Genomic DNA, 26,108 nt, shown 5'->3' with positions numbered 1-26,108 from the left:
CGCTCGGCGGAATCGCGCGCCATGATGCCAGACGTGGCGGTGCCCTGCTACGCTCATTGCCGCTCACCTCGTTCGATGCGGACTCACACTTCCTCCTTCTTGCCGCCTTCCTCCTTGACGCGTCTCGCTCTCCTCTGCGGAGCGGTCGCCGCGGCGGCGCTCTCCGGCGCCGCCTGCGCCTCGAGCGCCCCGAGCCCCTTCCCGTCGGCCGGTGGAGCGGGCGGCGAGGGCGGTGAGGGCGGCGCCGGCGGCGAGCAAGCTCCAGCGGACCCGACGCTGGGCGGCCCGTGCGTCGACGACGATCAGTGCGAGGACGGATTTCCCTGCACCTTCGATGCGTGCGACACCGCCCTCGGGCGGTGCCGTTTCACGCCGGACGACAGCGCCTGCCAGAACGACGTCCACTGCGACGGCGTCGAGCGCTGCAACCCGCGGCTCGGCTGCGTGCCCGGCGCGCCGGTCGCGTGCGACGATCAGAGCACCTGCACGATCGACGCGTGCGACGAGGCGACAAAGACGTGCTCGAGCGCGCCGCGCGACGCCGATCTCGACGGCGATCCCGACGAGCACTGCGGCGGGGGCGACTGCGACGACGCCGATCCCACGGTGTCGTCGGCGCAGCCCGAGGTCTGCGGCAACGATCGGGACGACGACTGCAACGGGCGCGCCGACGAGGGCGGCTGTGTGTCTCCGGAGCACGACACGTGCCTGGACGCGCTGGAGATCTCCGCGCCGGGCTCGTACGCGATGACGACGGCGGGCGCGGGCTTCCACTACGCGAGCTCGTGCGGCCTGCCCCGCCCTGCGAGCACGCACGACGTCGTGGCCGCGGTGATCTTGCCGCCGGGGCCGCCTGTCGACGTGGAGGTGACCGCGCGGACGGAGGCCCCCGATGCGGAGACGGAGGCCACCGACGTCGCCGTGACGCTCGCCGGCCAGTGCGGCGATGCCGCGACCGAGCTCGCGTGCGGGGGGCCCCACGAGACGGCGGACGGCGGCAAGCTCGCGAAGCTCCGGGCCCGCGGCCTCGGCGATCCGGAGCGGGCGACGGCGCTGCCGCTCTACGTGACGACGAAGGTGGGCGCGCCGGTCATCGTCGACGTGGCGTTCCTGCCGCCGGCGCCGGCGCCGGAGAACGAGACGTGCGGCACGGCGGCGCCCCTCTCGCCGGGGGCGCCGGCGCTGGCGACGATCCTCGACGCCGCCCTGGATCTCGGGACCGCGTGCGAGACCGGGCTCGGGGAGCTCGTGTACACGTTCGAGCTCGCCGAGCCCCAGGACGTCGACCTCTACGCGATCTCGACCGACGGCGACGGCGATCCCTCGCTCTCGCTGCGGAGCGCCGCGTGCGCGCTGCCGGAGGACGAGCTCGCGTGCCAGACGGCGGCGGCGCCGCACCTCTTCCGGCGCGCGCTGCCCGCGGGGGTGTACGCCGTGGCGGTCTCCGCGACGGCGCCGACCTCGGTGCTCGTCACGCTGGAGCTCTCGCCGCCGACCGAGCCGCCGCCGGACGAGGCGTGCGAAGGGGCGGCCGAGCTCGCGCCGAACCGGACGGTCTCCGTGTCGCTGCTCGGCCACCAGGACGACGTGGATCTCGGCTGCGGCCCGGCGGCCGTCGACGCCGTGTACGCGCTCGAGCTGCCGGTCGCGTCCGACGTGCTGCTCGTCGAGAAGCTGTCGGCCGGCGACACCGGCGCGATCGCCCTGTCCACGCCGGCGTGCGGCGGCGAGGGCGATCGGCTCGCGTGCAGCGAGGGGGAGGTCACGCCGCTCCGGAGCGCGCGGCGCAACGTCGCGCCGGGGTCGTACCGGGTCGTGGCCGAGGCGCAGCTCGGCCAGCCCGTGAGCGTGACGGCGTTCGTCCGGCCTGCGGTGCCGCCCACGCTGGTGCCCTTCTCCGACGCGTGCGAGGGGGCGCTGGAGATCCCGGAGAGCGGCGGCTTCTTCCAGGGCAACACGGCCAACGCCGCCGCGGACTTCGACGCCGGCTGCGACCGCGCCGGCACGGAGGAGGGCGGCGCCCGGGACCAGCTCCTCCGGCTCACGCTGACCGCGCGGAGGCGGGTCGTGCTCGACATGGCCGGCTCGAGCTACGACACGCTGCTCTCGGTCCGCCGCGGCCCGGGCTGTCCCGGCGTCGAAATGCCGCTTTCCTGCACGATCGGTACGGATCCCCAGCGGAGCTTCCTCGATCTCGTGCTCGATCCTGGCGTGTATTACCTCCAGATCGACGGCCACGCGCTCGCGCACGGCCTCTGGTTCCTGGACGTGCGGGTCGTCGACCCCGGGGACGGCGCCGGCCCCTGACCCGCGGCCCTTTCAAGCTCCCCCCGTCCCTTGCTAACGTCGCCCCGATGTTCGGCCGCATCTCTGCGATCGCCCTCAACACCTACCGGGAATCGCTTCGGGCGCGCATCCTCATCGGCCTCGCGGGCGTCGCCTTCGCGGTCGCGTTCTACTCGATCATCGTCGGCGCCTACACGCTCCGCAACGGCGCGCGGGTCGTGAGCGACCTCGGCGTCGCGTCGATCTCGCTCTTCAGCATCGCGGTCGCGGTCATCATCGGCGCGACGTCGCTGTACCGCGAGCTCGAGCAGAAGACGATCTTCCCGATCCTGGCCCGCCCGGTGCGCCGCGGCGAGTACCTCGTCGGCAAGTACCTCGGCACGTTGCTCACGCTCGGGGTGTTCATCCTGGCCGACGCCGGGCTCGTCCTGCAGATCAGCGCGGTGCTGGCCGGCCGCTCGCTGGCCCTCGTGGCGGGCGCCGGGGCCGCCTCGCTCGCGGCGCTCGGGCTCGTGGCGTGGCGCTCGCCGATGGCGCGCACGTACGGGTTCGTCCCCTGGGCGGCGGTCTTCCTCCTGCTCGGCGTGCTCTTCGCGGACGGCGCGCCGACGGAGCGGCGCGTCGTGCTCGCGGGCAGCGCGCTCGCGTTCCTCGAGGTCGGCATCGTCGCCGCGGTGGCGACGCTGTTCTCGTCGTTCTCGACGCCGTTCCTGTCCTCGCTGCTCACGCTCGGCGTCTTCCTCATCGGGCGCAACGCCGACTCGCTCGCCCGGCTGCCGGTGAAGTACTTCGGCCCCCAGATCAGCGCCGCGGCGCGCGCCTTCTCCAAGGTGGTCCCGAACCTCCAGATCTACGTGCCGCCGCGCCCGTTGCTCGCGGGCGAGGTCGCTGACGCGAACCTGCTCGTGTACCTGGGCTGGGCGGCGATCACGTGCGCCGGGTGGGCGCTCGTTCTCCTGTCGGTGGCGGCGTTCGTCTTCAAGAGACGCGACTTTCTGTGAGGCTCTCGGTCGTGCTCGGCGTGCTGCGCGGCCTCGCGGTCGCCGGCTTCCTCGTCGGCGCGGCGTCGCTGCGGGTGGTGGCCGCGGGCGAGCGGGAGATCGCGGAGAGCACGGACGCCCTGCGCGCCGGCGACGCGCACGCGGCCGCGCTCCACGCGCGGCGGGCGGCGGGCTGGTACGCCCCCGGGGCGCCGCACGTCCGGGTGGCGTACGAGCGGCTGATCGCGCTCGCGACGGCCGCGGAGGGCCTCGGTCGGGCCGACACGGCGCTCTTCGCGTGGCGCGCGGTGCGCACGGCCGCCCTGGAGACGCGGTGGCTCACGACGCCGCACGCGGAGGATCTCGAGCTGGCCAACGCGGCCATCGCCCGCCTCTCGGCGGCCGCGCCGCGCCCGCCGGGGACGCGGACAGAGCCTGCCGCGACGGTCGAGCGGCAGCACCTCGCGGCGCTCGCGCGCGACGACGCGCCGCGGGTCGGCTGGGTGGTCGCCCTCGTCGGGGCGTTCGCGGCGTGGGTCGCGGGCGCCGTCTGGGTGGTCCGGCGCGGGGTCACGGTGACGGGGCAGTGGGTATGGCCGAAGGCGGCGCCGGGGCTCGCGGTGTGCGCGGCGGGCGTCGCGGTGTGGCTCCTGGCGATCTGGCAGGCGTGAGGCGCGCTGGCGGGCGCATTCCGCGCTGAGCTCGCGTATCGCGGTGTCAGAGGTGGAATGGGCCGCGAGGCGAAACGGGGCGGCGGGGCGAAATGGGGCGGGCCAGCAGGGGTGGCGGTCGGGAGAGCCACAGGCGGGAATCCGCAGGACACGACGTCTGCTGATCGGGGGGCGCGCGGTATTGCAATGCGACACGCGCGACACATCGATCTCGGGGGAGCGGCTCTTGCAGCGCTCCGTTCCGAGGAGGGAACGAAGTTCATGAAGAATCAGATCAAGACGATCCTGTTGCTCGGCGTCATGTCGGCAATCCTGGTGTCCATCGGCGGGGCGCTGGGGCCCGGGTACCTCGTCTTGTTCGGCGTGCTCGCGCTCGCGATGAACCTGGGTGCCTATTTCATGTCCGACCGCATCGTGCTCGCGGTGCACCGAGCCGCCGAGGTCTCGCCCTTCGAGGCCCCGGGGCTGCACCGGATGGTGGAGGAGCTCTCGAGTCGGGCGGGGATCCCGAAGCCCCGCGTCTATGTCATCCCGGACGCGCAGCCGAACGCCTTCGCCACGGGGCGCAACCCGGAGCACGGCGTCGTGGCGGTGACCGAGGGCATCATGCAGCTCCTGAGCGAGCGTGAGCTGCGCGGCGTGCTGGCGCACGAGATCGCGCACATCAAGAACCGCGATATCCTGGTATCGACGATCGCGGCGGCGTTCGCCTCGGGCATCACGTGGGTGGCCCATGCCGTGAGCTTCGCCGGGATATTCGGCGGATCGTCGGACGACGAGGACGGCGCGAGCCCGCTCGGCGGGCTGGCCCTCGCGATCGTGGCGCCGATCGCGGCGACCCTCGTGCAGCTCGGCATCTCGCGGTCGCGCGAGTACATGGCGGACGAGCTCGGCGCCAAGCTGTCCGGGGACCCGGAGGCGCTCGCCAGCGCCCTGTCCAAGCTGGAGCACGGCGTGGCGCTCGTTCCCCCCGAGGCGGCGCGCCCCGCGACGGCCAGCCTCTTCATCGTCAACCCGCTCGCCGGGGCTGGCTCGGTGCTGAAGTGGTTCTCGACGCACCCGACGACGGAGGAGCGCGTGAGCCGGCTGCTCTCGATGGCGTCGAGCGGCCGGACGGCGCGGGGCTTTTCGAGCGTGATGGCCTGACGGCGGGCAGCGGCCGCCTTCACTCCACGGACTGCGGATCCTCGTCGTTGCTGTCGCCGTCCTCGTCGTCGCTGTCGTCGTCCTCGTCCTGCTCGGGGGGCTTCGGCGCGAGCGCCACGCGCGGGTAGTGCTCGCCAGAGGTGTCACGGCGCCCGGCCTCCCAGGCGTCCTCGAGGTTGACGAGCTCATACCAGCCAAGGCGATTCACGGCCTCGAAGAAGAACTTGCCGTCAGCGCTCGGCTCGAAGCTGAGCGGCTCCGGCTCGAGCTCGGCGAGCGTGCGGACGCCATCGTCGTAGACGCCCCAGACCCGGATGGGCTTGCCTTCGGAGGCCTCCAGCACGGCCACACGGCCCCCCGCGGCGCTCTCCACGACGCGCAGATCCAGGTCGCCGCGCGCCTCCAGCCTGGACGCGCCGCCGCTGACCGAGAAGATCCAGGTCTCCGACGAGGTGCCCACGATCACCCGCCCGGAGGCGAGCGCCTCGAGCGTGTAGATCTCGTCCTCGCTCTCCTCCTTGCTGAAGTCGTGCACGAGGACCGGCTTGCCGTGCGGGAGGTCCACCCACCAGAGCTTGGCGTCGCCGTCGGTCGCCACGAGCGCGGCGCTCCGATCCGCGTTCACAAGGCCCGTCGACGAGGGGGAGCTCGCCTTCACCGCGGTCTCGATGAGCTCCCCGTCCTTCAGCACGGCGAAGACGAAGGAGCGCCGGGCTTCCTTCTTCCACCCGATGTACACGTCGGCGGGGCGGTAGCGCTCGAGCTCCCGCGCGCCCGCTCCGAAACGCGCGCGCACGTCCCTCGGGACGTCCTCCTCGTCCTCCGGCAGCGGGCGCTGCTTGCCCAGGTAGCGCACGCCGACGCGGCCCGGGGCGGGCTCGATGGCGTACTCCTCGGGCGCCTTCCTCGGGCCTGACTCCGGCGCCTCGTCGTCGTCATCGTCCTCCTCGGACGGCGTGTACAGGGCGACCTCGGGGAACGCGTCGGGGTCCGTGGCCAGCCGCTCGACCAGCGCGTCGAGGCCGAGCAGCTCGTAGGTGTCGCCGATGTGATCCATGAAGGCCCGGCCCTCGGCGATCCGGACGTCGCCCACGGAGGCCTTCACGCGGCCCACGCGGCGCAGCTTGCTCCCGTCGAAGCCGACGAGGGTCAGCCCGTCCTCGGAGTCCTCGCCCTCGTAGCTCTTGACGAGGAGCAGCCGGCCGCCGAGGGCGGGGGTCAGGCCGTAACCGCTCACGCCCCAGCGCTGCTCGAGGACGGCGCCCTCTCCCTCGCGGCGGTAGACGTCGAGGGACTCGTCCGTGGCGAGGATGACGCGGCCCTCCGGGCCGTAGGCGATCTCGGAGATCGACGCCTCGTGCTCGAAGAGGCGGCGCAGCTTGCCGTCCGCGAAGGAGAGCTCGGCGACGAGCTCGTAGTCGAAGCCGTACAGCACCGCGCCGCCGTCCTCCCGCGCCGCGATGTAGCCGTGGGGGCTGGGCAGCGCCTCGCCCTCGGCGCGCTTGAGCTCCCCGCCCTCGATCCAGGCGGCCGTCGCCGGCTTGCGCCGGAGCTTCGCGATGCCGTAGACGCGTTCGCCGGGCGCGACCGAGACACAGGAGCTCGACCCGAACAGATCGCGCTCCGCGCGCTCGATCTCGGGCTCGGGCGGCACCTCGCGCGACCTCCGCCGCTCCAGGCGGAGCGCGCCCTCCAGCACCTCTGGCCGGGAGTCCTCGTCCTCGTCGCCCTCGCCGGACGCGCTCTCGCCCTCGTCGTCGCCCTCGCCGGACGCGCTCTCGTCCTCGTCCTCGTCGCCGGGCTCGCGCTTCTTCAGCTCGGGGAAGGCGTCCGGCTGCGCGGCGAAGCGCGCGGCGAGCTCCTCCAGGCCGAGCAGCGCGTAGTACTCGCTGCCGTCCTCCACGATGACGCGGGCGCCGTCGATCACGATGTCGCCGATCGAGATGCGCACGCGGGCCAGCCGGCGCATCGTCGATCCGTCGTAGCCGAGGAGGGTGACGCCGTCCGCGCTCTCGTCCTCGTCGTCGAAGCACTTCACGAGGAGCAGGCGTCCGCCGAACACCGACTGCATCCCGTAGCCGTCGAGGTCCCAGCGCCCCTCGAGCGCGACGTCCGAGCCCTCCCGCCGGTAGGCGTCGATCGAGCCCGCGAGCACGAGCACCCGGCCCTCCGGGCCGTAGGCGACGTCGGAGAACGGCTCGTCGTGCTTGAAGAGGCGCCGCACGGAGCCCTCCGCGAACACGACCTCCCATACGGCCTCCGAATCCTCCCCGATCAGCGCCGCGCCGCCGTCGTCGCGTGCGGCGACGTGAGCGCCGGTCGTGGTGGCGAGCGGATCGCCCTGAGCGGTGCGGAGCTCGCCGTGCTCGATCCACGCGGCGACAGGCGGCTTTCGCTTCGGCTTGGCGACGCCGAAGACGAGGCCGTTCGGCGCGATCTGCACCTCGCCGCTCCGCCCGAAGAGCTTCCGTTGCTCGTCGGGGGGCTCGGGCGCCTTGTACCCCGGCACGCGCTCCAGCCGGAGCCCGCCGGAGATGACCCTGGGCGTGTCGTCGTCGTCGCTGGCCTCCACCTCGTCCGTCTCGTCCGCGTCGTGGTCGTCGCCCGCCGTGCTCGCCGATGAGCGCTTCTCCTCGGGGGGCGCGGCGCGCGCCGCCTCGCGCGCGGCTTCGACCGCCGGATCCACCGCGCACGCGGCGTCGAAGCGCTTGCCACCGCCGAAGCGGGGCAGCTCGACGGGCCACCTCGGGCCCGTCGGGGGCTCGGGTCGTTGCTCGGCGGACCAGGCGTCCCAGTCGCTGTCGCTCTCGATCGCCTCGGCCAGGGAGGCCACCTCGATCGGGTGCGCGCCGTGCGCCGCGGTGAGGGCCTGCTGGACCGCGCGCGCCATGTCGGCGACGCACGCCTTGCTCCACCCCGCCGGCCGCACCCGCACGAGCGCCCAGCGATCGGCCCACTGGAAGGGCTCGCCGTGCTCCACCGCGCGCGCGTCGAGCGCCCGCTCCCACGCCTCGCCGACGGCGCGCCGCGCGGCCGCGTCCGGGGGCGCCACGAAGCAGAGCTCGTAGGAGAACAGGTCCCCTTCGAGGTCGAACCAGTCGCTCGGCGCTGCCCCGAAGAACGCAAACGGATAGGGCTGAGATCCCGGCATGGGGGCGAACGGTACCGCAGCTCCTGGCGAGCGTGCAGGCGTCAGGCGCGCTGCCGGCGTCGATACGGGCCCTCTCAGGAGGAGCGGCCTAGCAGCCAGTCCCGGTGGAGCATATAGGCCCGCCGCCATGCGTCTCCCGTCGCCGCCTCCGCCGCGATCCGCGCTCGCCAGTGCTCATCCGCCTGCGCTCGTGTCGCCTCCGTCAGCCCGTAACGCGCGATGATCTCCGCCCCTTTGTCGGGGGCTATCGCGATCTCCGCGCACATCGCCGCATGTCGCTCGAGCGACAGCGCCGCGGCGGCGGGTGCAGCGCCGGCGGGCGCCCTGGGGAAGGGCAGCGGATTCTCCTGGCCGAGCGCCGAGGCCACGGCGGTCGACAGGTCGGCGGTCTCGCCCCCGGGCGGGGCCGCAGCTCGGGCGGGCGAAGTCGACGATCGCGCGCGATCCGCGAGGGGTGTCGCGCGCGCGTCGCCCTCGCCAGGTCCTCCGGGCGCGCGGGGCGCGAACGGGAGCGCCGGCCTGCGCAACGCCTCGGCCGAGGCCTCCACGGTCTCCCGCAGGCTCGTGAAGTGCCGCATGCCCGGCGGGACCGCCGCCAGCGCCGGCGGGATCGCCGCCGGCAGCGGGCCGAGCGACGCGAGCGCCGGCTGCTCGCGCCGAAGGCGCGCCTCGGCCCCGGCGAAGGCCCGGCAGAAGCGGTTCGAGAGGGCCTCGCCGCCGTCGGCGCTCTCGTCGGCGAGCGCGTCGGTCCACCCGCACACCGCGGCATCCCAGTCCGCGTCAGCGACGTTCAGGCGGGCGAGGACCTCCGCCTTGGCGGAGCGCGGGAAGCGGCGCAGGTGCGCGGAGATCTCGCCATACCGCTCGATGGTCAGCCCGCCGTGTGTCATCTCGGGGGGATCGGCCGGGGTCGTTCCGGACGCCTTCGTTGCGTCTCTCGCCATCTTCCTGGTTCCTCCGGCGCGCGCCCGCCCGCGGCGCGCGTCCTCTCCGGTCGAGCCGATCAGCTGTTGAGGTTCACGACCGCGCCCTTGATCGTCACGGTCCCCTCTCCGGTGACGTTGACCGTCCCCCCGGAGACGTTGATCGTGCCGCCCTTGATCGAGATCGAGCTTCCGCCGTTGATCAGGACGGTCGCGGCGCCATTGACCTCGACGAGCGCGGCGCCGGCCCGGAGCTTCGGTCCTCCCTTGATGTCGATCCAGGGGGCGTCCACGTTGATGTTCCCTTCGCCCGTGATCTCGATGATCGGCGCGCCCAGCGACAGGTGGGATCCGGCCGTGATGGTGTTGTTGCCGCTTGCGCCGAGCGACATGTTCTCTCCGGCCGAGCCGACGAACGTCGTCCCGGCCGAGAGCGTCATCCCGGTGCCGGAGTGGACGCCGACCGTGGTCCCGGCGCTCTGCGTGATGGATCCCGCGCTCGTCGACTGGGATCCGGCCACGCGGGTGCTCTGGTCCCCGCCCACCTCGGTCGCGTCGTCGACCCCGACGGTCCGGCTCGCGTTGCGGGTGATCTCCGTCGTGAGATCGCGCGCCGCGTGCAGGCGGATCTCCTCCTCGCCCTGGGCGTCCTCGAACGACAGCAGGTTGTAGTTGCCGTCGAACGGGCTCGTGTAGCTCTTGATGGCGCTGTACGTCGGCCGCTTCGTCGCGTTTTCCGGCGGGAGGTTGATCCCGTTGTACACGCGCCCCGTGATCAGCGGCCGGTCGGGGTCGCCTTCGAGGAAGTCGACGACCACCTCGTCGCCGACGCGCGGGTGCCAGACCGCGCCGTGCCCGCGCCCGCCGGCGAACATCTGGCTGACGCGCACCCAGCACGACGTCGCCTCCCTCTCGTGGCGGCCCACGTCGATGTCCCAGTGGAAGCGCACGCGCACGCAGCCGATGGCCGAGGGCCCTCCGACGTTGATCTCGGCCTCCGGATCGGACGGCTCCGCGGTGACGATCGCCGTCTGGCTGCCGTGGATCCGCGGCCGCGGTGTGATCCGGGCAGGGACGAAGCGCGACGCGGCCTCTTCCCCGTCCTGGCCGCACCGGATGGCCTCGAAGCGGCACCGATACGGCTCCTGCTCGCCGCCTCCAGCCGCGAAGTAGCCGCGCTCGTGCGCGAGGTGCTCGATCGCGGTGACGAGGTAGGACCCGTTCCACTTCGAGGTCGGGTGCTCGAGCGTGAACATCGCCCCGGCGCCCAGCAGCCGGCACGCCCCGCTCGCCGTCGCCCACGCCCGCTCGGCGGCGAGGCGCTGGGCCCGCTGCTCGGCGAGGCGCTCGCCCGTCTCCTTCGACTCCTCGTAGCGGCCCGGGTGCTCGTACACGGCGGCATCGGTGGCGCCGGCCGGCGCGGACGCGAGGAGATCGAGCTTCGGTTTGCGCCAGTTGTAGTCGCTCAGGACGACCGACGTCGGACGCACCCGGCTCCCCATCCGGACGTCGCTCACCTCCCGCCCGAGCAGGCCTGGGCCGAGCGGCCGCGCAGGATCGAGCCGCGGGCGGCCCCCGTCGTTGTCGATGAGCACCAGGATGCACTCGGCCTTCGTGTGCTCGAAGTGGTACGAAATGCCCTCTTCCTCCAGGAGGCGAGAGACGAAGTCGAGGTCGCTCTCCTGGTATTGCACGCAGTACGGCCGCGCCGCCACGTCGGCGATCCGGCCCATGTCGATGACGCGCCAGGCGAAGGTCGCCTTGGCCGGGCGGAACGCGCTCTCGTCGCCGTCGTCCTCGTCCGGCTGGCACGACGAGGGGACGAGCCCGGCGCCCCACGAGGTGCGGGTGAGCGCTTGCTCGACGATCTGTTGAATCGTCTTGTCCAGATAGATGATGCTCTTCTTCAGCATCGTCGCGCGCCAGAGCGGCGGCGCGAGGCTGACGCGGTACCGCGTGCCCAGCTGGACCTCGCCGAGCTCCTCGGCCGCAGCGATCTGCCCGTGGACGAGCCGGAAAGGCGGGTTGTCTTTCGTCGCGATCCGCAGCGAGGCGGGTTTTCCCACGAGATCGGTCACGTCGACGTCCGGCGTGTGGTGCGGGCGCACGAGATCGATCTCGAACGAATAGAGCGCGCTGATCGCCTCGCGCCCGCGGATCTCCAGCACGCGGAGGTGGTGCCACGGGCCGTCGTCCGAGAGGTTCGCCCCTTCCCAGGCGAAGGTGAAGTCGCTGGCCATGCTGGTTGTTCTCCCTCCGTCTCCGGTGTCAGTTCAGGTGGATGTTCTCGCCTTGCACGATCACGTCGTCGGCCGCGTTCACCCGCACCTCGCCTTGCCGCGCGACGAGATCGATGCTCCTGGCGCTGATGCGGAGCGCGCCTTTCAGCTCGATGTCGGCGTCCTCGGTCATGAGCCGGATCACGGGGCCTGTCTCGGAGGCGAACACCTCGACGAGCGGCTTGCCGTCGGCGGTGGCGACCCGCAGCGCCTCGTCGCCGTGGAGGGTGAGGCGCGCGGCCTCGGCGAGCGGGGGCTCTGGCCGCAAGGCGAAGCCGTCGACGACGCCGGTCACGAGGGGCTCGGGCCAGTTCGACGGCTGGGAGACGAGCACGCGATCCTGCGCGCGTACGGCGAGGCCGTGGAGCGACGGCAACCAGCGCTCGTGCGCGCCGCGGGACGTTGTCCAGCGGACGAGGAGCCGGCCGGTCAGCGTGGGGTGCCGCGCGTCGAGGCACTCGCCGACGAGCACCTCGCCCGGGCGCAGGCCCGTGATCGGCTCGGGCGGCGCTCCGTCGGGGCGCGGCGGGGAGGCGGCGACGAGCTCGTCGACCGGGGAGGGCGCTTCGTAGAGGACGGCGGTTTCGCGGTCAGAGCTGCGCTGCATGGGTCACACTGCCTTCCAGGCTGCTTGTGGGCGCGGGGCGCCGAGGTGAGGGGCCGATGAGGTATCCAGGGGCTCCGCGCTGAGCACCCTTCCCGTGCTCTCGGCCAGATAGAGCCGATATCCCAGCTTGGGCACGATGCCACGAAAGATTGGTTTGCCGACAGAAATTCTGCGTCCCTGGACTAGAAGGTTATACGGGGTGTCTAGATTCCCAGTCACCCTCCAGTCCAACCTGTTGCTGAGAACATCGCGCTCCACGATGCCCTCCACGCAACGAACGCGTCTCGTGAATACATCACGACGCAGCCAGAGGCAGATGAGCGCGGCGAGGAGGAAAGGTATAGCGAGAATCGACGCGTAAAGGCGGAGGGCGAGCGTCGCGTACATTGCCGGGAGCATCATGAAGCTGGTGATGAGAACGAAGGGAATGGCCGCGGAGGCGAGGCGTCGACGCACCTGCCTTGGCGACACGGTGCCCCGCCGGTTGTGTCCGAGATCCTCGGCATCGAAATCGAGCCCCGCCGCCACAGCGCGGAGCAGCTCGGCGCGATCTCCGATGTGCGGCGCTGCGGGGAACGGCTCAACGAGCACCCTACCGGCGTCCCGCGTGAAGTGGAAGCTGAGCCCCATCTGGTTAAGGTCAGCGAGCGAGATGGACCAGACGCCTCCGGGGACGACGGTCGACTCGGCGGCGATGACGACCCGGGAGCGAGGCAGGCAGTAGGCGCGGTAGGGCCCGGGCGGGAGCGGCGCCCACCCGGCGAGGACAGGCGACGCACCATCGGTTGGCTCGAGAGCGTAGTCATTACGAGAGATGCCCGCTCGCCAGACGACCCTACCGGCGAATGCTACCGCCTGGTCAGCGACGATGTCGGAGCGAAGCGCTGTGTGGCGCGCCACCGCGCGCAACAGCACCAATGCCCACGCGAGAGCGCATGCCAGGAGGATGGCCATCCCCAGCAGACGTTCCTTCGTGAACATTTCGCCGGACCCGAGATCCCACAGCATGGCCTCAGCCGTTATGACCACGCCCACGAGGCAGCCGACGATGGCCTGCCGCACTGGGCCTGAGGTAATCCGGACCGAGGCCGCGTGATCGAGCGCGACCCGCTGCGCTGGCGAGATGCAACCCCGCTGGTTCCATGCGAGATCATGAGCCAGCGAGGCGGGCGTCGCTGCTTGGCTCACGGCTGTCCTCCGCGGCTCTCCACGGCGCGCCTTCTCGGGCGGTGCGTGGGCGGCGGCTGGTACTCGATGGGCCGATCGCCGTCGATCGTCACCGCGACCGGAATGTACTTGTGGATACCCGGGATGAAGGTGCGCGGTAGATCCACCGTGGCCCCGTAGACGAGGGAGACGCGCTCGACAGCGGGTTCGACGACGATCGTATGGGTGCGTGGGACAGCCGGCACGCGGTGCCCCTCCAGCATGAACTCTATGGACGGCAGACCTGGCACCATGAACTCGATCCCGCGCCGTTCTGCGTGCATGCCCTCGACGCGAACCACCTCCTCGCCGCGCACCGCGTCGAGCACGAAGCCTGGCGGCGCCTCTTGATAGAACCGGGGCGAGACCCCCGGAGTCCGCGCTCCACGATACCCTGGTGCGAGCATGCCGAGGCGCACTTCGGGCAGCCGCTCGTCATCTGGCGCGGCGAACCACGGCTCGACCGTGGGGCCGAAGCCGAGGTGACGCGGGAACGAGCGCGGAGGCACGAAGTCGAAGCACGCGGGGAGCGGCTGGCGGTACCATAGCGCAGGGTCGCCCGTCAGGAGCCGCTCGGGCGTCAGCCGATCGAGCGGATCTTCGAGGTTCGGCAGCTCGGCGCCGTGGAGCGGCGCGCGGTCGACAAGATAGCCTTTGCCCAGCGGATTTCGCGGGTAGGTCCCCGGATGGTCGATGCCTAGCGACGCCATCGCCAACCGTGGCAAGGGCACCTCGCCTCGGAGCTCGACGCGTGGGTCGGTTCCGCCGTAGGCGAGCTCCCACGTGATGGGCATGACGGTGAACGGCTCCGGATCATCGATGATGGGCCTGCCGCCCGCGGTCCAGCGGATCTCACGGCGGCCAAAGACGGCGATGCGCCTCGACGCTGCGCCGACGGAGGCTTCCACGAGCATCTGCTGCGTCGGCTGGCCGCCGGGCGCGTACGCGGCGCCACGGATGACGAAGTCGGTCGCCGCCTTGCTCGGCCAGAAATCGACTCCCGCAGGGAGGCGCGGCACGAGCGTCTCGTCACGAGGATCGTTGAGCAGGGGCAGCGGCGGTGCGAGCACGCATTTTCGCCCGGCGATCGTGAACGTCTTCTTCACCAGTACGTACGCGGTGGGGCGCATTCCCTCCCAGGGGCCGAGCTCGAGGAGGGCGTCATACGATTCCCGGACGGGAGTGCGTTGGCGGCTCATAGCGGCGGACCCCAGATGCCGGAGCCAGCAGTGTCGACGGTGCGAGAGGTGGCGTGACCATGGCCAGGCTGATCGGGCGGCAGCGTAGATGCACCTGGCTCTCTGCGGGATGTGATCCGCACCTTGCCGTCTTTGTTCTCGACGACCGTGACGGTCCTGCTGCCGTCCGGATGGCTCACCGTCGTCGTCCGTCTCTCTCCGCTCGAACCCTTGGCTACCTGTTCGGCTTTGCTCGACCAGCCTCGATCCTCGGGAGCCCCGGGATTGTAATCGGTCTGATGCGACGCCGATCCGAAGGGAGTGGCTTCGTCTTTCTTGAACGTCAGCTTGGCACGTTGCTCGTCCGCCGCGTCGGGATGGTACTCGCCGCCTGCTGTCACCTTGGCGCTGAACCCAGGCACCGCGCCCGCTCCGCCGACCTGGCCTTTAAATCCCTCCTTGGCCTTGTCACCGCCGGCGTCCCATGTGTACTCACCGGAGGCGCCGACGCTGGCGGCACGACTTTTGTGCTTGTCTTCCCACTTCTTCTCGATGCTTATAGCGATCTTTTGAGGATTGTTGACGGTGTCGGTGGAATCGGAAGAATAGCTAATCTTGATCTCGACGTTGCCGGGGATCTTGATCTTGGTGTCGGCCCGGAGTGGGTAACGCGGATCCATGCGGTGTTGAAAGCTGCTCGCGACAAGGATTGCCAGGAAGGTTATTTCGGCTCCGAGGACGCCTATTCCAAGCTCGATCCACGGATTCAGCTTCTCGTCGGGCATTTTGAACGTCAGATAATCGCCCGCCATCGTTCCAACGATCGTTCCGATCGCGCCGATCAGGTCCGCCCACGAGGCGCCGACATGAACGTTCACGCACATGTTGGTGAATGTGAACGTCGCCGGCAAGGAGACCGGCTCGCCGCAAGCGAGCAGCGGTAGCGGCGGCCAGAGGCCCGTGCAAGCCGTTGTCTTCCCGTTCATCCGGACCGAGAAGCTGGTCATGGCCACCCCGCGCTTCGACTTGCAGAGCTGGGTCGGGAAAAGCGAGTTCACGGGCGGAATCGTGATCTGCGGGATCACAGGCCCGCAGTCGTGCTGATCGAGCATCACGTTCTTGCCGTTGACGAAGACGGTCGTCGTCTTCTGGACCTTCCCCGCGCTCTCGCCTGGCGGCCACCCGTGCGGGATCGGGATCTCGATCGCCGGCACGAACGCCGGCGGCGGCGCGGGCGGGATCGGCAGGAACAGGTGGATCGAGAGGCCCGCGCTCAGATCGTTCGACCGGGTGATGGGGACGGGAATGGCCATGTCTCATCCTCCTCGGCCGGACGGCTCGTACCAGCCGCCCCGCTCGACGCGCAGCCGCATCGAGCGCTCCGCGCTGGGGTATTCGTAGGTGAAGGCGTGGCGGAACACGAGGTAGAAGCGTCGCTCCTCCGGGAGCAGGACGAGCGCGTGGGGCCGCAGCTCGCGCGTGCCGGTGCGGAGCCCGGACACGTAGTCGACGAAGATCCGCACCGCCGGAAGCGCGAACGAGAGCGGCTCCGGCCCCGGCGTCAGCCCCGTCATGGTCACCGTGCTCCTCGCCGGCGGGAGCGCGATGACCCATTGCGGGTGCGCCCGGTGATACGCGCCTTCGCCGAACTCGGGCAGTCCCGGCGCTGCTACCGTGGGCGGCTGCGCCACCGTCCGGGCCGCCTGGATGGTGGAGTCCACCGGCACCGCGCCCCAGTACGCCGGATCCGGCGCGTGCTCCGGGCGGCTGATAGGCGTCCTGGGATCTTCGATGTTGGGCAGCCGGCGGATCTCGTCGTAACGCGGGTAGCCCTCGGGCGGCTTCAGCATCTCCACCAGCGACTTCACGGCGGGTGCAGGATCGAAGCCGCGCCCGCCGCGGTTGCGGGCGTCCATCGCCTCGACGAACGCCTCCCGGTCGACCTCGACCTCGACGGTTCCACCGAAGGCGCGCTCATGGGTCAGGGGCATCCGCGTGAACGGCACTGGCGGGCCGATCCGCTGGTTCCCGCTGCTCTCCCAGATGCGCTCTCCGGACACCAGGAGCTCGCGCCGCTCGCCGCCGACCGCGAGGGACACGCTCATCTGCTCGGCCGGCATGCCGTTGGGCGCGTGCGCGGCGCCGAGCAGGACGACCTCGAAGGCGTCGTCGCGCCGCGGCAGATCGTCGCGCGGCACGAGGCCGAGCTCCGTCGCGCGATCCTCGTCGAGGAGCGGCCAGGGGTCCTGGGTGTCGAGCTCCGTCCCCCTCGGTCCGATGCGGAACGTCGCTTTGGCCACCACCATGCCGATGCGGTGGGTCGCGCCGAAGAGGCGCGACGTCATCAGCTTGGCGGGGACGGCGGTTGCGTTGACCAGATGCATGACGCGACCGGCAAGCTCACCAGAGCGCGCCGCGACGTGTCAAATCGATTGTGCGAGGCTCTCCCACCACCTTCCGGCGCCTCGCCAGCGTGCATGTCCAGACGCCCGGCGGCTCGGCGAGGCGCCAGAGGCGCTGCTCATCGTCCACAGTGGGCTTACGGGTTGCTTACTGGTTCCGCGAAGCGAGGTGCATGGACGTGGTTTCACGGCGCTTTCGGGGTCGCCGCTTCCTCGCTACGACGCCGCGCGCGGCGCCTCACCGAGGAGCTCCAGCCTGGCCAGGCTCCCGCAGGTCTCCGCCAGGGCGCGCATCAGCCGCAGCCGGTTGTCCCGCACGGCCGCGTCGTCGGTCATCACGAACACGTCGATGAAGTACTGGTGCAAGAGCGGGGCGAAGTCCGCCACCGCCCTGAACGCGGTGTCGTACGAGCCGCTCCGGACGTCCGACGCGATCTGGTCGCGCAGCTTGAGGTACCCCGCGAAGAGCGCCGTCTCGCTCGGGTGCACGTCCTGTCCGAACGGCGCCACCGGCTCGCCGGCAGGCGCCTTGTCGGCGATGTTCGTGGCCCGCTTGAAGACCTCGCCCACCCGCGCGCGCACCTCCGGGCTCAGCGCGTCGATCGCGCGCACGCGGGCCCTGAGATCGAGCGGGCGATCCGCGGCGACGCGCAGGCACGCGAGGACCGCGTCCTGCGGGAGCCGGTCGGAGAGCAGGCCCCGCAGCCGCTCGGAGAAGAACTCGCCGAGGCGCGTCGCGAGCTCGTCGCGCGCGACGTTGAGCTCCACCCCGGCGTAGCCGTCGTAGGCGGCGCCGAACGCGGCGCCGAGGCGCAGATCGAGATCGCGATCCAGGAGCGTGCGCAGCACGCCGAGGCACGCGCGGCGCAGCCCGTACGGGTCGGCGGTGCTCGTGGGGACGAGCCCGATCGCGAAGCAGCCGACCAGCGTGTCGAGCCGATCGGCCATCGCGACCAGCGCGCCGGCGTTCGTCGGCGCCGTCGCGTCCGCGGCGCCCTTGGGCAGGTAGTGATCGCGGACGACGTCGGCCACCTCCGGGCTGACGCCCTGGGCGAGCGCGTACGCCCGCCCCATCTCGCCCTGGAGCTCGGGGAACTCGCCCACCATCAGCGCGACGAGATCGCACTTCGCGAGGTGCGCCCCCGAGGCCGCCGCCACCAGCGTCTGCTCGGGCAGCATCAGGAGCAGGCCGAGCTCGCGGGCGAGCCGCTCGACGCGCTCGGCCTTCGCCAGCACGCTGCCGAGCCGCTTCTGGAACACGATCCCGCCGAGCTTCTCGCGGCGGTTCGCGAGCGGGATCTTGACGTCCTCCCGGTAGAAGAACTGCGCGTCCGACAGGCGCGAGCGCATCGTGTTGTCGTTGCCGCGCTTGATCTTCTCGGGCGCCTCCGCGGTGTTCACGACCGCCAGGTACCTCGGGAGCAGCGCCCCCGTCCTCGCGTCGCGGACGCCGAAGTAGCGCTGGTGGCCGCGTGCGACCTCGAGGATCACCCGCTCCGGCAGCTCGAGGAACCGCTCCTCGAAGCTGCCGACGATGACGTGCGGCTCCTCCACGAGGGAGAGGTTCTCGCCGATCAGGAAGTCGTCCTCGATCAGCACGCCGCCCGCGTCCCGCGCCGCGGCGAGCAGGCGCTCGCGCATGAGCTGCGCGCGCGCCTCGGGGTCGACGAGCACGTGCGCCGCGCGCATCGCCTCGACGTAGTCCTTCGCGGCGCCGATCGCGATCTCGCCCGCCCCGAGGAAGCGGTGGCCGCGGCTCGTGCGCCCGCTGCGGATGCCGGCGATCTCGACGGGGATGACCTCGCCGCCGGAGAGCGCGACCAGCCACTGGATGGGGCGGCCGAACGCGAAATCTCCCTGCCCCCAGCGCATCGACTTGCGGAAGGGGATGGCCGCGACGAGCGACGCCAGGACCTCCGGGAGGAGCTCGGCCGCGGGCTTGCCGGCCTCGCGGCGGGTGCCAGCGAGGTACTCGCCCTTCGGCCCCTCGACGCGGCGCAGGTCCGCGACGGTACAGCCGAGCTTCTGCGCGAACGCCTCGGCCGCCTTCGTCGGCGCGCCGTCCTTGAAGGCCGCCTTGACCGGCGGGCCGGTGACCTCCTCCTCGAGGTCCGGCTGGCGCGCCGCGACCCCGGAGACGAGCAGCGCGAGCCGACGCGGGGTGCCGAGCGCGCGCACCGCGCCGTGGCGGAGCCTGAGCTCCGCGAGGCGCTTCGTTGCGAGATCCGGGAGCGCGCGGAGCGCGGCCTCGACAAACGACGAGGGGAGCTCCTCGACGCCGATTTCGAGCAGGAGATCGCTCGCTTCGTTGGACATGGGACCGCGGACGCTACCCCAGAACCGCTCGTTCGGCGAGGTGGTCGAGCGATCGATCCGCGCTGTTCACGCCGGTTCACGCCCGTTCACCCCCGTTCACGCCGGCCGCGCCGTCCGCGTCGCTCGCCACGCCGTGGCACGGCGCGCACCACGGGCACGGGCCACGGGCGGCGTGACGTTCGCGCGGCTCAGCGCGCGTGTGCCGTGTTTCGGAGCGCGCGCGAGAGCACCTTCTTGAAGGCGCTGGCCTCGCCTCCGTTCGGCTTGTTCTTGCGCCCGTAACGGGTCGCCGCGCCGACCCGGGCGACGCACTGGGCTGCGCGCATGTACCGCCGCGCCGCCTTCGCGACAGCCCGATCGCCCGGAGCAGACGCCGACGCGACGGCCGCGCCGAGCTCGTTCAGGGCCTCGTCGAGCGGCGTGCAGCCCTCGGGCGTGGGGGGCAGCTGGAGGGGGGGCGGGGCGTGGCAGCAGCGGGCGCGCAGGGTCGCGAGGGTCGCCATGTCGTGCCAGCCGAGCACAGCCCATTCCTTCGTGGCGTCCGAGACGCCCTTGGGCCCAGCTGCCTGCGCAAGCTGGCTCTTGAGCGCCGAGACGCCCTTCATCGGGTCGGTCTCGGCGCAGGCGAACGACAGCTGGCCCGCGATGGCGGCGTCGACGCTCTTGCCGGGAAAGAGAGGCATCGCGCACGCGGCGAAGTCCGCCGTGGCCGCAGGGGCCGGCGCTGCGCTTGCGGTGCCTGCGTCCGCCGGCGCCGCCGTGCTTGCCTGTTCCGCGCCCGCGTCACCGAGCGCCGGCGCGCTCGGCTCTACGGGCGCGGCGCATGCGGCGGGCGCAGCGTCCGCGGACAGCGGCGCCGGGAGGGATGGCGGCGCGGCGTTGCGGTGGCGAAGCCCGAACCAGGCTGCCCCCGCGGCGCCCGCGATGGCCACGACCCCCAGCGCGAGCGTGAGCCACCGGCGCGCCGCGGACGGCGTTGCGCGGCTCGCTCCGGGCGCCGGCGCCGGCGCGCGAAGCGGCGTCGCCGTGCGCGGCGGCGCGCCGAGCCCGGACGCGCCGCCGCGCACGGCGACGCCGCCGGGCGCCATCGGGAACGGGTGCGATGGCCGATGCGGGTCGTCTTCGCCCAGCCAGGGGAGATCGACGGCCGGAACGTGGGGAGTCGGCGCGCCGAGCCCGGGCGCGCCGAGGCGCGCGGCGACGCTGCCGGGCGCCATCGGGAAGGGGTGCGACGGCTCGTGCGCGTCGTGTTCGCCCAGCCAGGGGAGATCGACGGCCGGGACGTGGGGAGTCGGCGCGCCGAGCCCGGGCGCGCCGAGGCGCGCGGCGACGCTGCCGGGCGCCATCGGGAAGGGGTGCGACGGCTCGTGCGTGTCGTCTTCGCCCAGCCAGGGGAGATCGTCGATCGTTCGCGGGCTCGCTGGGGCATCCGCGTCGAAGAGGGGCACCGCGGTGGGCGAGAAGGGCGGTTGCGCCGTTGCTGCGGGCGCGACGGGCAGCTGCGCTATCGCTGCGGGCGCGACGGGCGGCTGCGCTATCGCTACGGGCGCGACGGGCGGCTGCGCTATCGCTGCGGGCGCGACGGGCGGTTGCGCCGTCGCTGCGGGCACGACGGGCGGCAGCGCCGTCGCCGCGGGCGCGACGGGCGGCTGCGCTATCGCTGCGGGCACGACGGGCGGTCGCGGCGGTGGCTGCACGTGCGCGGTCGGGGCAGCCACTGCGCCCGCGCGCGAGCGGTCCTCCGTCGCTGCGCCGGCGAGCCGCGGCGATGCGGCAGGCAACGCGGTATGCGCCTTCGAGGCACGGTCCGGCGCCTCCGGAGGCGGGGTGGTCGGCACGCCGATCGTCGACCGGAGCCCCAGGCTCGCGAGCCCGTGGAGAGGCAACGGCGTCCGGCGGGCCGAGGCGCTCGCGAGGGGCGGCGGCTGCGAGCTCGAGTGGCCATGCGGCGGCGCGCTCTTGCGGGGCGGCTGCGAGCCGGTGCCCTCGCGCGGCGGCGCGCTCTTGCGGGGCGGCTGCGAGCCGGTGCTCTCGCGCGGCGGCGCGCTCTTGCGGGGCGGCTGCGAGCTCGACGTCCCCCGCACCCCGCTGCTCGACGGGCGCGGCGCTGGAATCGTCCTCGCCGGCGCTGCGAGCGCGTGCTCATCGAGCGGCGGCAGATCCTCCAGGCCTTCGCCCGGCCGCGCGGCCTCCAGCGCGCGACGGAGCGCCGCGACCTCGGTGATCCGCTGCTCGGCGCCGCGCGCGAGCGCCTGGTCCAGCACGCGCCACAGCGCGTCGCCCGCCGCGCCGGGCGGCGTTACCCGCGGCGCGGGGCCGGCGCCTTGCTTGCGGCGGAGCTCCTGGTCGCTCTCGGCAGGGAACGGGAGCGCTCCCGAGAGCGCCGTGTACAGGGTGACCGCGAGCGCCCACGTGTCGTCCCGGCGCGACGGCCCCTCGCCCGCGGCCCGCTCCGGCGAGCGGTAACCCACGAAGGCGGGCGTGGCGAGCGGGTCCGAGAGCCACCCCGTCGACGTGCACGGCTCGCCCTCCATGACCACGCACGCGGCCGACAGGCGGCCGTGCACCGTCCCGCGCGCGTGCAGGCTCTCGACGCGCTTCGCCAGGCGGACGACCCAGCCGACCGCGTCCCTGTCCGGCAACGGACCGGCGCGTGCGATCCTCGCAGCGAGCGTCTCCATACGAGCGCCGCAGCGTAGTGCGGCGAACCGCCGCTGACCACATTGTGGCTCCCTCGCGGCACGCCGGAGCGCGGATCGCCCGCGTCTGGCCCTGGAGCGCCGCGGTCAGCCGCCGATCACGTCGGCCATCGTGTATCGGCCGGGCGGCTTCCCATGCAGGTGCCACGCTGCGCGCAGCGCCCCGCGCGCGAAGAGATCGCGGCTGGTCGCGCGGTGCGTGAGCTCGAGGCGCTCGCCGGGGCCGAGCAGGTGGACGGTGTGGTCGCCGATGACGTCGCCGCCGCGCACGGCGAAGATCCCGAGCTCGTTCGCCTTGCGCGGGCCGACGTTGCCTTCGCGGCCGTGCACGTCGTCGAGCGTCGCGGCCGGCTCGCGGGCCGCGCGCACGGCGTCGGCGAGCCGCACGGCCGTGCCGCTCGGCGCGTCCACCTTGGCGCGGTGGTGCACCTCGACGATCTCGACGTCGTAGCCGGGCCCGAGCCGCCGCGCCGCGCTCGCCGCGATCTCCGCGAGCACGTGGATGCCGATGCTCGTGTTCGGCGACCAGAGGACCGGGACGTGCTGCGCCGTCTCGTCGAGCAGCCGCTCGCACGTGCCGTCGAGGCGCGTCGTGCCGCTGACCACGGCGACCTTGGCGCGCATCGCGAGGTGCAGGAGGCGGGGGAGCGCCTCGGGCCGCGAGAAGTCGATGACCACGTCCGCGCCGAGCAGCCCGGCGCTGGTGTCGTCGCTCATCGCGACGCCGATGGTGCCTGTCCCCGCGAGCTCGCCGACGTCACGGCCGATGCGGGAGGAGCCGCGCGACACGATCGCGCCCACGACCTGGGCTCGCTCGTTCGCCGCGAGCCGGACGATGGCCTGCCCCATCTTGCCGCTCGCGCCGTGGATCGCGACCTTCAGCAGCCGGGCGTCGTCCCCCTGGGCGGCCCCCAGGAGCGCGCTCATCGGCACGCCTCGATGATCTCCGTTCGATTTCACGACGCCTCGCGCCTCGCCTCGAGCCGCCTCATCGCCTCGGCGATCTGCTGCCGGGTCGCCTCTCCGGCCGGCACGAGGGGCAGCCGGACGGCGGCGCTCATGCGGCCCAGGGCGGCGAGCGCGGCCTTCGCGGGGGCGGGGTTCGGCTCGACGAACAGGAGCCCGTGCAGCTCGAGGAGCGCGAGGTGGGCTGCGCGCGCGCCCGCGAGGTCGCCGGCCAGGAACCGCCGTGTCACCGCGCTGGTCTCGCGCGGCAGCACGTTCGACGTGACGCTGATGACGCCCTGCGCGCCGAGCGCCATCATCGCGAGCGTCAGCGCGTCGTCGCCGCTCAGGATCGCGAGCCGGTCGCCGAGGCGCCGCATGAGCTCCTGGCAGCGGAACACGTTGCCCGAGGCGTCCTTGATGGCGACGACGTTCGGCGCGGCGGCGCAGATGCGCTCGGTCGTCTCGGCGGAGAGGTCGACAACCGTCCGCCCCGGGATGTTGTAGAGCACGATCGGCGCCGGGACGGCCCTGGCCACGGCCAGCGTGTGCTCGCGGAGCCCGTCCTGCGAGGGCTTGCTGTAGTACGGCATCACGATCATCACGCCCGCCGCGCCGGCGGCGAGCGCGGCGCGCGAGGCCTCGATCGTCTTCTTCGTGGAGAACGAGCCCGTCCCCGCGATCACCGGCACGCGGCCGCGCGCCGCCTCGACGACGCGCCGGATGACCGCGGTCGTCTCGGCTTCGCTGAGGGTCGGCGACTCGCCCGTGGTCCCGCACGGCACGAGCCCGCTGACGCCGCCCGCGATCTGCGCCTCGACGAGCGCGTCGAGCGCGTCGAAGTCGACGGCTTCGCCATCGGGCGTGAATGGCGTGACGAGGGCGGTGAACGTTCCCGACAAGGGGAGCTGCGACATCAGACGACCATGATCGCCACCCCGGGTGCGCGTCAACAGGAGAGGACGGGTTCGCCGCGGACTCCCCGCTCTCCGCTGGTTCCCGCGCGGGACGAAGCCGAACGGACGCGGCCTTCGGGCGGGCTGGCGGGAGCCCGCGGAGCTTGTACGGCGCGGGCTGGCGGGACCCGCGGGGCCTGCGGGGAGCGGGCCGGACGCTCCAGGTCAGGTCCGCGTCTGCTATCGTCCGCGGTGTAGCGCCTCGCTCCTTCGGGGGATTTGCCCGAGCGCGTCAGGTCCCTGAGAGGCACCGGCCATGGATCTCGCCCAGTACATCAAGAGCATCTCCAGCGCGGCCAATACCATCCTGGAGGGGATGGCGGTCACGTTCTCCCATCTGTTCCGGGAGCCCATCACCGTCCAGTACCCCGACAAGACGGACCGCCCCGTCAGCGAGATGCTCCCCCCGCGGTACCGAGGCTTCCTGGAGGTGCAGATGGACATCTGCACCGGCTGCAAGCGCTGCGAGCGCGCGTGCCCCATCGAGTGCATCGCCATCGATCTGGAGAAGGACCCGGCGACGAAGAAGCAGGCGATGAGCCGCTTCGACATCGACATGGGCAAGTGCATGTACTGCGGCCTGTGCGTCGAGGCGTGCAAGACGGAGTCGACAGGCGCGATCCGCCATACCCGCGAGTTCGAGGGGGCGGCGCCGACGCTCGACCACCTCACGTTCCGCTTCATCCCGGAGGGCCTCGTCCCGCTCTACAAGGCGCCGAAGGACCTCGGCGAGGTGCCCGTCGGCGAGTACGGGCCGCACGCCCGGGAGGCCCGCGAGCGCGCCATGCGCGACAACCCGGCCGCGCTGGAGGAGCTGCGCGCCATCTGGCGCAAGGAGCGCGAGAAGCAGCAAGGCGCCGAGGGCGCGGAGCCCGCGGGCGGGGGGGCCGGAGGGGGGTAGGAGCGGGGGCCGCCCTTGATGGGCGGTGGGCAGCGGTCTAACGTCGCGGCCCTCACCCCATGCTTTCCCTGAGCGCACTCGTCTTCCTCGGGCTTGCCGCGCTGACGCTCGGCTCGGCCGGGCTCGTGGCGTTCTCCAGGAACATCATCCACTCCGCGCTGGCCTTGCTCGGCACGTTCCTCGGCATCGCCGGGCTGTACGTCTCGCTCTCGGCCGATTTCATCGCGGCGACGCAGGTGCTCGTCTATGTCGGCGGCACGCTCGTGCTCATCCTCTTCGCCGTGATGCTCACGAGCCGCATCGCGGAGATGAAGATCTCGAACCCGCGCGGCGGGCCGGCCGTGGCGTTCGGTCTGGTCACGGCGGTGCTGCTCCTGCTCGGCAGGGTGGCGACCCAGACCCCTTGGCCCGCCGAGGCCAGGCCGGCGATGCCGTCCACCGCCAAGCTCGGACACGCGTTCCTCGGAGAGTACCTGCTCCCGTTCGAGCTCGGCTCGGTCGTGCTGCTCGCCGCGATGATCGGCGCGGTCGTGCTCGCGCGTCGAGCCGTCAGGCGCGCCTGGGAGAGGGAGTAGGCGATGGAGGTCGGTCTCATCCATTACCTCACCGTCGCCGCGGTGCTCTTCGGGCTCGGGCTGTTCACCGTCATGACGCGGAAGAACGCGGTGGGCATCCTCCTCGGCGTCGAGCTCATCCTCAACGCCGCCGCGCTCAACTTCATCGCGTTCGACCACTTCGTCGCCGGCGGCGTGGCTGGCCAGGTGTTCACGGTCTTCATCATCGTCCTCGCGGCGAGCGAGGCGGCGATCGCGCTGGCCATCGTGCTTCAGGTCTACCGCAATCACCGGAGCATCATGGCCGACCAGCTGACATCCCTGAAGAACTGACGCGAGAGCGGTCATCCGTGCGGAAGCGCGGGGTCGGCGTGACGCGTGTGACGCGCGGGATGGGCGCGACGTTCGGACCGGCGGCCGCCGCGTCGCGCGCCGGCGCTGCGCGCCGATGCCGATAGTCGACCGTCGACCAGGCGATGCGCTCGACGCTCCCGCGCTCTTCCTCTTCACGTGGAGCTCAATCCCAGCGACAAGCAGGAAAAACCTGACCTTGCTAAGGCCCAGCGGGCGACCCACGTTCGAAGGCATGCAGAACCTATCCAAGACGGAGCTGGTGGGGTTCGTGGAGCTCGAGGTCGGTTCGCTTGCTGTGCAGGTGCCGATCCGCGCCGCAGCGGCGGCGACAGAGCTGCCGCTCGCATCCTTCGAGGCTGAAGGGGACAATTGCGCCATCCTCGTGCGAGGCGACACGTCCTCGAAGGCGGTCGAGGTCGCGCTGCGAAACGCGGCGCAGGAGGCGGTCAAGCACCTCTCGAAGAAGTTGCTCAACTAGAGCGGAGCGATGGTCCCGCTGGCCCGGCGCAGCGCTGCAGGCCAGCGTCTCCGCGATGTTCCGTGAAGTTCCGCGA

Annotated in this window: 20 protein-coding genes; 8 read left to right on the top strand and 12 right to left on the bottom strand. The window is 72.2% G+C overall.

Features of this window, described 5'->3' with window-relative positions; all coding sequences use genetic code 11:
* The first annotated feature begins 114 nt into the window (after positions 1-114).
* The 4 genes from WME97_RS43290 to WME97_RS43275 all read left to right on the top strand — a co-directional run bounded on the left by WME97_RS43290 (position 115) and on the right by WME97_RS43275 (position 5,083).
* Positions 115-2,307, top strand: a complete 2,193-nt coding sequence (locus WME97_RS43290) for a MopE-related protein (RefSeq protein ID WP_437546684.1) — start codon at positions 115-117, stop codon at positions 2,305-2,307.
* A 47-nt stretch (positions 2,308-2,354) separates the two neighbouring features.
* Positions 2,355-3,287 (top strand): ABC transporter permease, encoded by a 933-nt coding sequence (locus tag WME97_RS43285; protein WP_437546682.1) that lies wholly within the window; start codon positions 2,355-2,357, stop codon positions 3,285-3,287.
* The gene (locus WME97_RS43280; RefSeq protein WP_437546680.1) at positions 3,284-3,937 is read left to right on the top strand and encodes a hypothetical protein; all 654 of its coding nucleotides are present in this window, start codon (positions 3,284-3,286) and stop codon (positions 3,935-3,937) included. The genes WME97_RS43285 and WME97_RS43280 overlap by 4 nt, the downstream gene beginning before the upstream one ends.
* A gap of 261 nt (positions 3,938-4,198) precedes the next feature.
* Complete coding sequence (locus WME97_RS43275; protein ID WP_437546678.1) at positions 4,199-5,083, top strand: zinc metalloprotease HtpX; 885 nt, start codon at positions 4,199-4,201, stop codon at positions 5,081-5,083.
* Between the two features lie 19 nt (positions 5,084-5,102).
* Here the strand turns inward: WME97_RS43275 and WME97_RS43270 are convergent, their stop codons facing one another.
* The 12 genes from WME97_RS43270 to dapA form a co-directional block, all read right to left on the bottom strand.
* Entirely contained in the window at positions 5,103-8,234 is a 3,132-nt protein-coding gene (locus WME97_RS43270; protein WP_437546677.1) for a hypothetical protein, read from the bottom strand.
* A 74-nt stretch (positions 8,235-8,308) separates the two neighbouring features.
* Positions 8,309-9,178, bottom strand: coding sequence for a hypothetical protein (locus tag WME97_RS43265; protein WP_437546675.1), 870 nt, complete (start codon positions 9,176-9,178; stop codon positions 8,309-8,311).
* 59 nt (positions 9,179-9,237) lie between these two features.
* Positions 9,238-11,397 carry a type VI secretion system Vgr family protein gene (locus WME97_RS43260; protein WP_437546673.1) on the bottom strand — a complete coding sequence of 720 codons (2,160 nt, stop codon included), beginning with the start codon at positions 11,395-11,397 and terminating at the stop codon, positions 9,238-9,240.
* Between the two features lie 28 nt (positions 11,398-11,425).
* Complete coding sequence (locus tag WME97_RS43255; protein WP_437546671.1) at positions 11,426-12,043, bottom strand: hypothetical protein; 618 nt, start codon at positions 12,041-12,043, stop codon at positions 11,426-11,428.
* Between the two features lie 3 nt (positions 12,044-12,046).
* On the bottom strand, positions 12,047-13,105 hold the full coding sequence (locus WME97_RS43250) for a hypothetical protein (protein ID WP_437546669.1): 1,059 nt from the start codon (positions 13,103-13,105) through the stop codon (positions 12,047-12,049).
* A 122-nt stretch (positions 13,106-13,227) separates the two neighbouring features.
* Entirely contained in the window at positions 13,228-14,448 is a 1,221-nt protein-coding gene (locus tag WME97_RS43245) for a DUF2169 family type VI secretion system accessory protein (RefSeq protein ID WP_437546667.1), read from the bottom strand.
* Complete coding sequence (locus tag WME97_RS43240; RefSeq protein ID WP_437546665.1) at positions 14,445-15,740, bottom strand: hypothetical protein; 1,296 nt, start codon at positions 15,738-15,740, stop codon at positions 14,445-14,447. Before WME97_RS43240 ends, WME97_RS43245 begins: the two co-directional genes overlap by 4 nt.
* Positions 15,741-15,743: 3 nt before the next feature.
* A complete protein-coding gene (locus WME97_RS43235) occupies positions 15,744-16,811 on the bottom strand; it encodes a DUF2169 family type VI secretion system accessory protein (RefSeq protein WP_437546663.1) in 1,068 nt (355 codons plus the stop codon).
* A gap of 234 nt (positions 16,812-17,045) precedes the next feature.
* Positions 17,046-19,145, bottom strand: coding sequence for a glycine--tRNA ligase subunit beta (gene glyS / locus WME97_RS43230; RefSeq protein WP_437546661.1), 2,100 nt, complete (start codon positions 19,143-19,145; stop codon positions 17,046-17,048).
* 188 nt (positions 19,146-19,333) lie between these two features.
* Positions 19,334-21,826 (bottom strand): hypothetical protein, encoded by a 2,493-nt coding sequence (locus WME97_RS43225; protein ID WP_437546659.1) that lies wholly within the window; start codon positions 21,824-21,826, stop codon positions 19,334-19,336.
* A gap of 105 nt (positions 21,827-21,931) precedes the next feature.
* Entirely contained in the window at positions 21,932-22,729 is a 798-nt protein-coding gene (dapB, locus tag WME97_RS43220; protein WP_437555608.1) for a 4-hydroxy-tetrahydrodipicolinate reductase, read from the bottom strand.
* A gap of 71 nt (positions 22,730-22,800) precedes the next feature.
* Positions 22,801-23,706 (bottom strand): 4-hydroxy-tetrahydrodipicolinate synthase, encoded by a 906-nt coding sequence (gene dapA / locus WME97_RS43215; RefSeq protein ID WP_437546657.1) that lies wholly within the window; start codon positions 23,704-23,706, stop codon positions 22,801-22,803.
* A 295-nt stretch (positions 23,707-24,001) separates the two neighbouring features.
* On the opposite strand from dapA, the gene WME97_RS43210 reads away from it, so the two are divergent.
* From WME97_RS43210 to WME97_RS43195, 4 genes are all read left to right on the top strand, one after another.
* Positions 24,002-24,646: a NuoI/complex I 23 kDa subunit family protein gene (locus WME97_RS43210; RefSeq protein ID WP_437546655.1), complete on the top strand. Its 645-nt coding sequence runs from the start codon at positions 24,002-24,004 to the stop codon at positions 24,644-24,646.
* Positions 24,647-24,705: 59 nt separating this feature from the next.
* Positions 24,706-25,221: an NADH-quinone oxidoreductase subunit J family protein gene (locus WME97_RS43205; RefSeq protein WP_437546653.1), complete on the top strand. Its 516-nt coding sequence runs from the start codon at positions 24,706-24,708 to the stop codon at positions 25,219-25,221.
* Positions 25,222-25,224: 3 nt separating this feature from the next.
* The gene (gene nuoK / locus WME97_RS43200; RefSeq protein WP_012240633.1) at positions 25,225-25,533 is read left to right on the top strand and encodes an NADH-quinone oxidoreductase subunit NuoK; all 309 of its coding nucleotides are present in this window, start codon (positions 25,225-25,227) and stop codon (positions 25,531-25,533) included.
* Between the two features lie 253 nt (positions 25,534-25,786).
* Positions 25,787-26,032 (top strand): hypothetical protein, encoded by a 246-nt coding sequence (locus tag WME97_RS43195; RefSeq protein WP_044967022.1) that lies wholly within the window; start codon positions 25,787-25,789, stop codon positions 26,030-26,032.
* Positions 26,033-26,108 lie beyond the last annotated feature (76 nt).

The sequence above is a fragment of the Sorangium sp. So ce367 genome (genome assembly GCF_051520455.1).
Lineage (GTDB): Bacteria > Myxococcota_A > Polyangia > Polyangiales > Polyangiaceae > Sorangium > Sorangium cellulosum_B.
Note: the sequence above shows the minus strand (reverse complement) of the source record. Positions and strands in the feature narration are given on the sequence as shown.

Coding starts and splice junctions, on each gene's coding strand:
- WME97_RS43265 (WP_437546675.1), bottom strand. CDS start 9,178: ATGGCGAGAGACGCAACGAAGGCGTCCGGAACGACCCCGGCCGATCCC.
- WME97_RS43275 (WP_437546678.1), top strand. CDS start 4,199: ATGAAGAATCAGATCAAGACGATCCTGTTGCTCGGCGTCATGTCGGCA.
- WME97_RS43235 (WP_437546663.1), bottom strand. CDS start 16,811: ATGCATCTGGTCAACGCAACCGCCGTCCCCGCCAAGCTGATGACGTCG.
- WME97_RS43210 (WP_437546655.1), top strand. CDS start 24,002: ATGGATCTCGCCCAGTACATCAAGAGCATCTCCAGCGCGGCCAATACC.
- WME97_RS43255 (WP_437546671.1), bottom strand. CDS start 12,043: ATGCAGCGCAGCTCTGACCGCGAAACCGCCGTCCTCTACGAAGCGCCC.
- WME97_RS43205 (WP_437546653.1), top strand. CDS start 24,706: ATGCTTTCCCTGAGCGCACTCGTCTTCCTCGGGCTTGCCGCGCTGACG.
- WME97_RS43270 (WP_437546677.1), bottom strand. CDS start 8,234: ATGCCGGGATCTCAGCCCTATCCGTTTGCGTTCTTCGGGGCAGCGCCG.
- WME97_RS43245 (WP_437546667.1), bottom strand. CDS start 14,448: ATGAGCCGCCAACGCACTCCCGTCCGGGAATCGTATGACGCCCTCCTC.
- glyS (WP_437546661.1), bottom strand. CDS start 19,145: ATGTCCAACGAAGCGAGCGATCTCCTGCTCGAAATCGGCGTCGAGGAG.
- WME97_RS43225 (WP_437546659.1), bottom strand. CDS start 21,826: ATGGAGACGCTCGCTGCGAGGATCGCACGCGCCGGTCCGTTGCCGGAC.
- dapA (WP_437546657.1), bottom strand. CDS start 23,706: ATGTCGCAGCTCCCCTTGTCGGGAACGTTCACCGCCCTCGTCACGCCA.
- nuoK (WP_012240633.1), top strand. CDS start 25,225: ATGGAGGTCGGTCTCATCCATTACCTCACCGTCGCCGCGGTGCTCTTC.
- WME97_RS43195 (WP_044967022.1), top strand. CDS start 25,787: ATGCAGAACCTATCCAAGACGGAGCTGGTGGGGTTCGTGGAGCTCGAG.
- WME97_RS43285 (WP_437546682.1), top strand. CDS start 2,355: ATGTTCGGCCGCATCTCTGCGATCGCCCTCAACACCTACCGGGAATCG.
- WME97_RS43260 (WP_437546673.1), bottom strand. CDS start 11,397: ATGGCCAGCGACTTCACCTTCGCCTGGGAAGGGGCGAACCTCTCGGAC.
- WME97_RS43240 (WP_437546665.1), bottom strand. CDS start 15,740: ATGGCCATTCCCGTCCCCATCACCCGGTCGAACGATCTGAGCGCGGGC.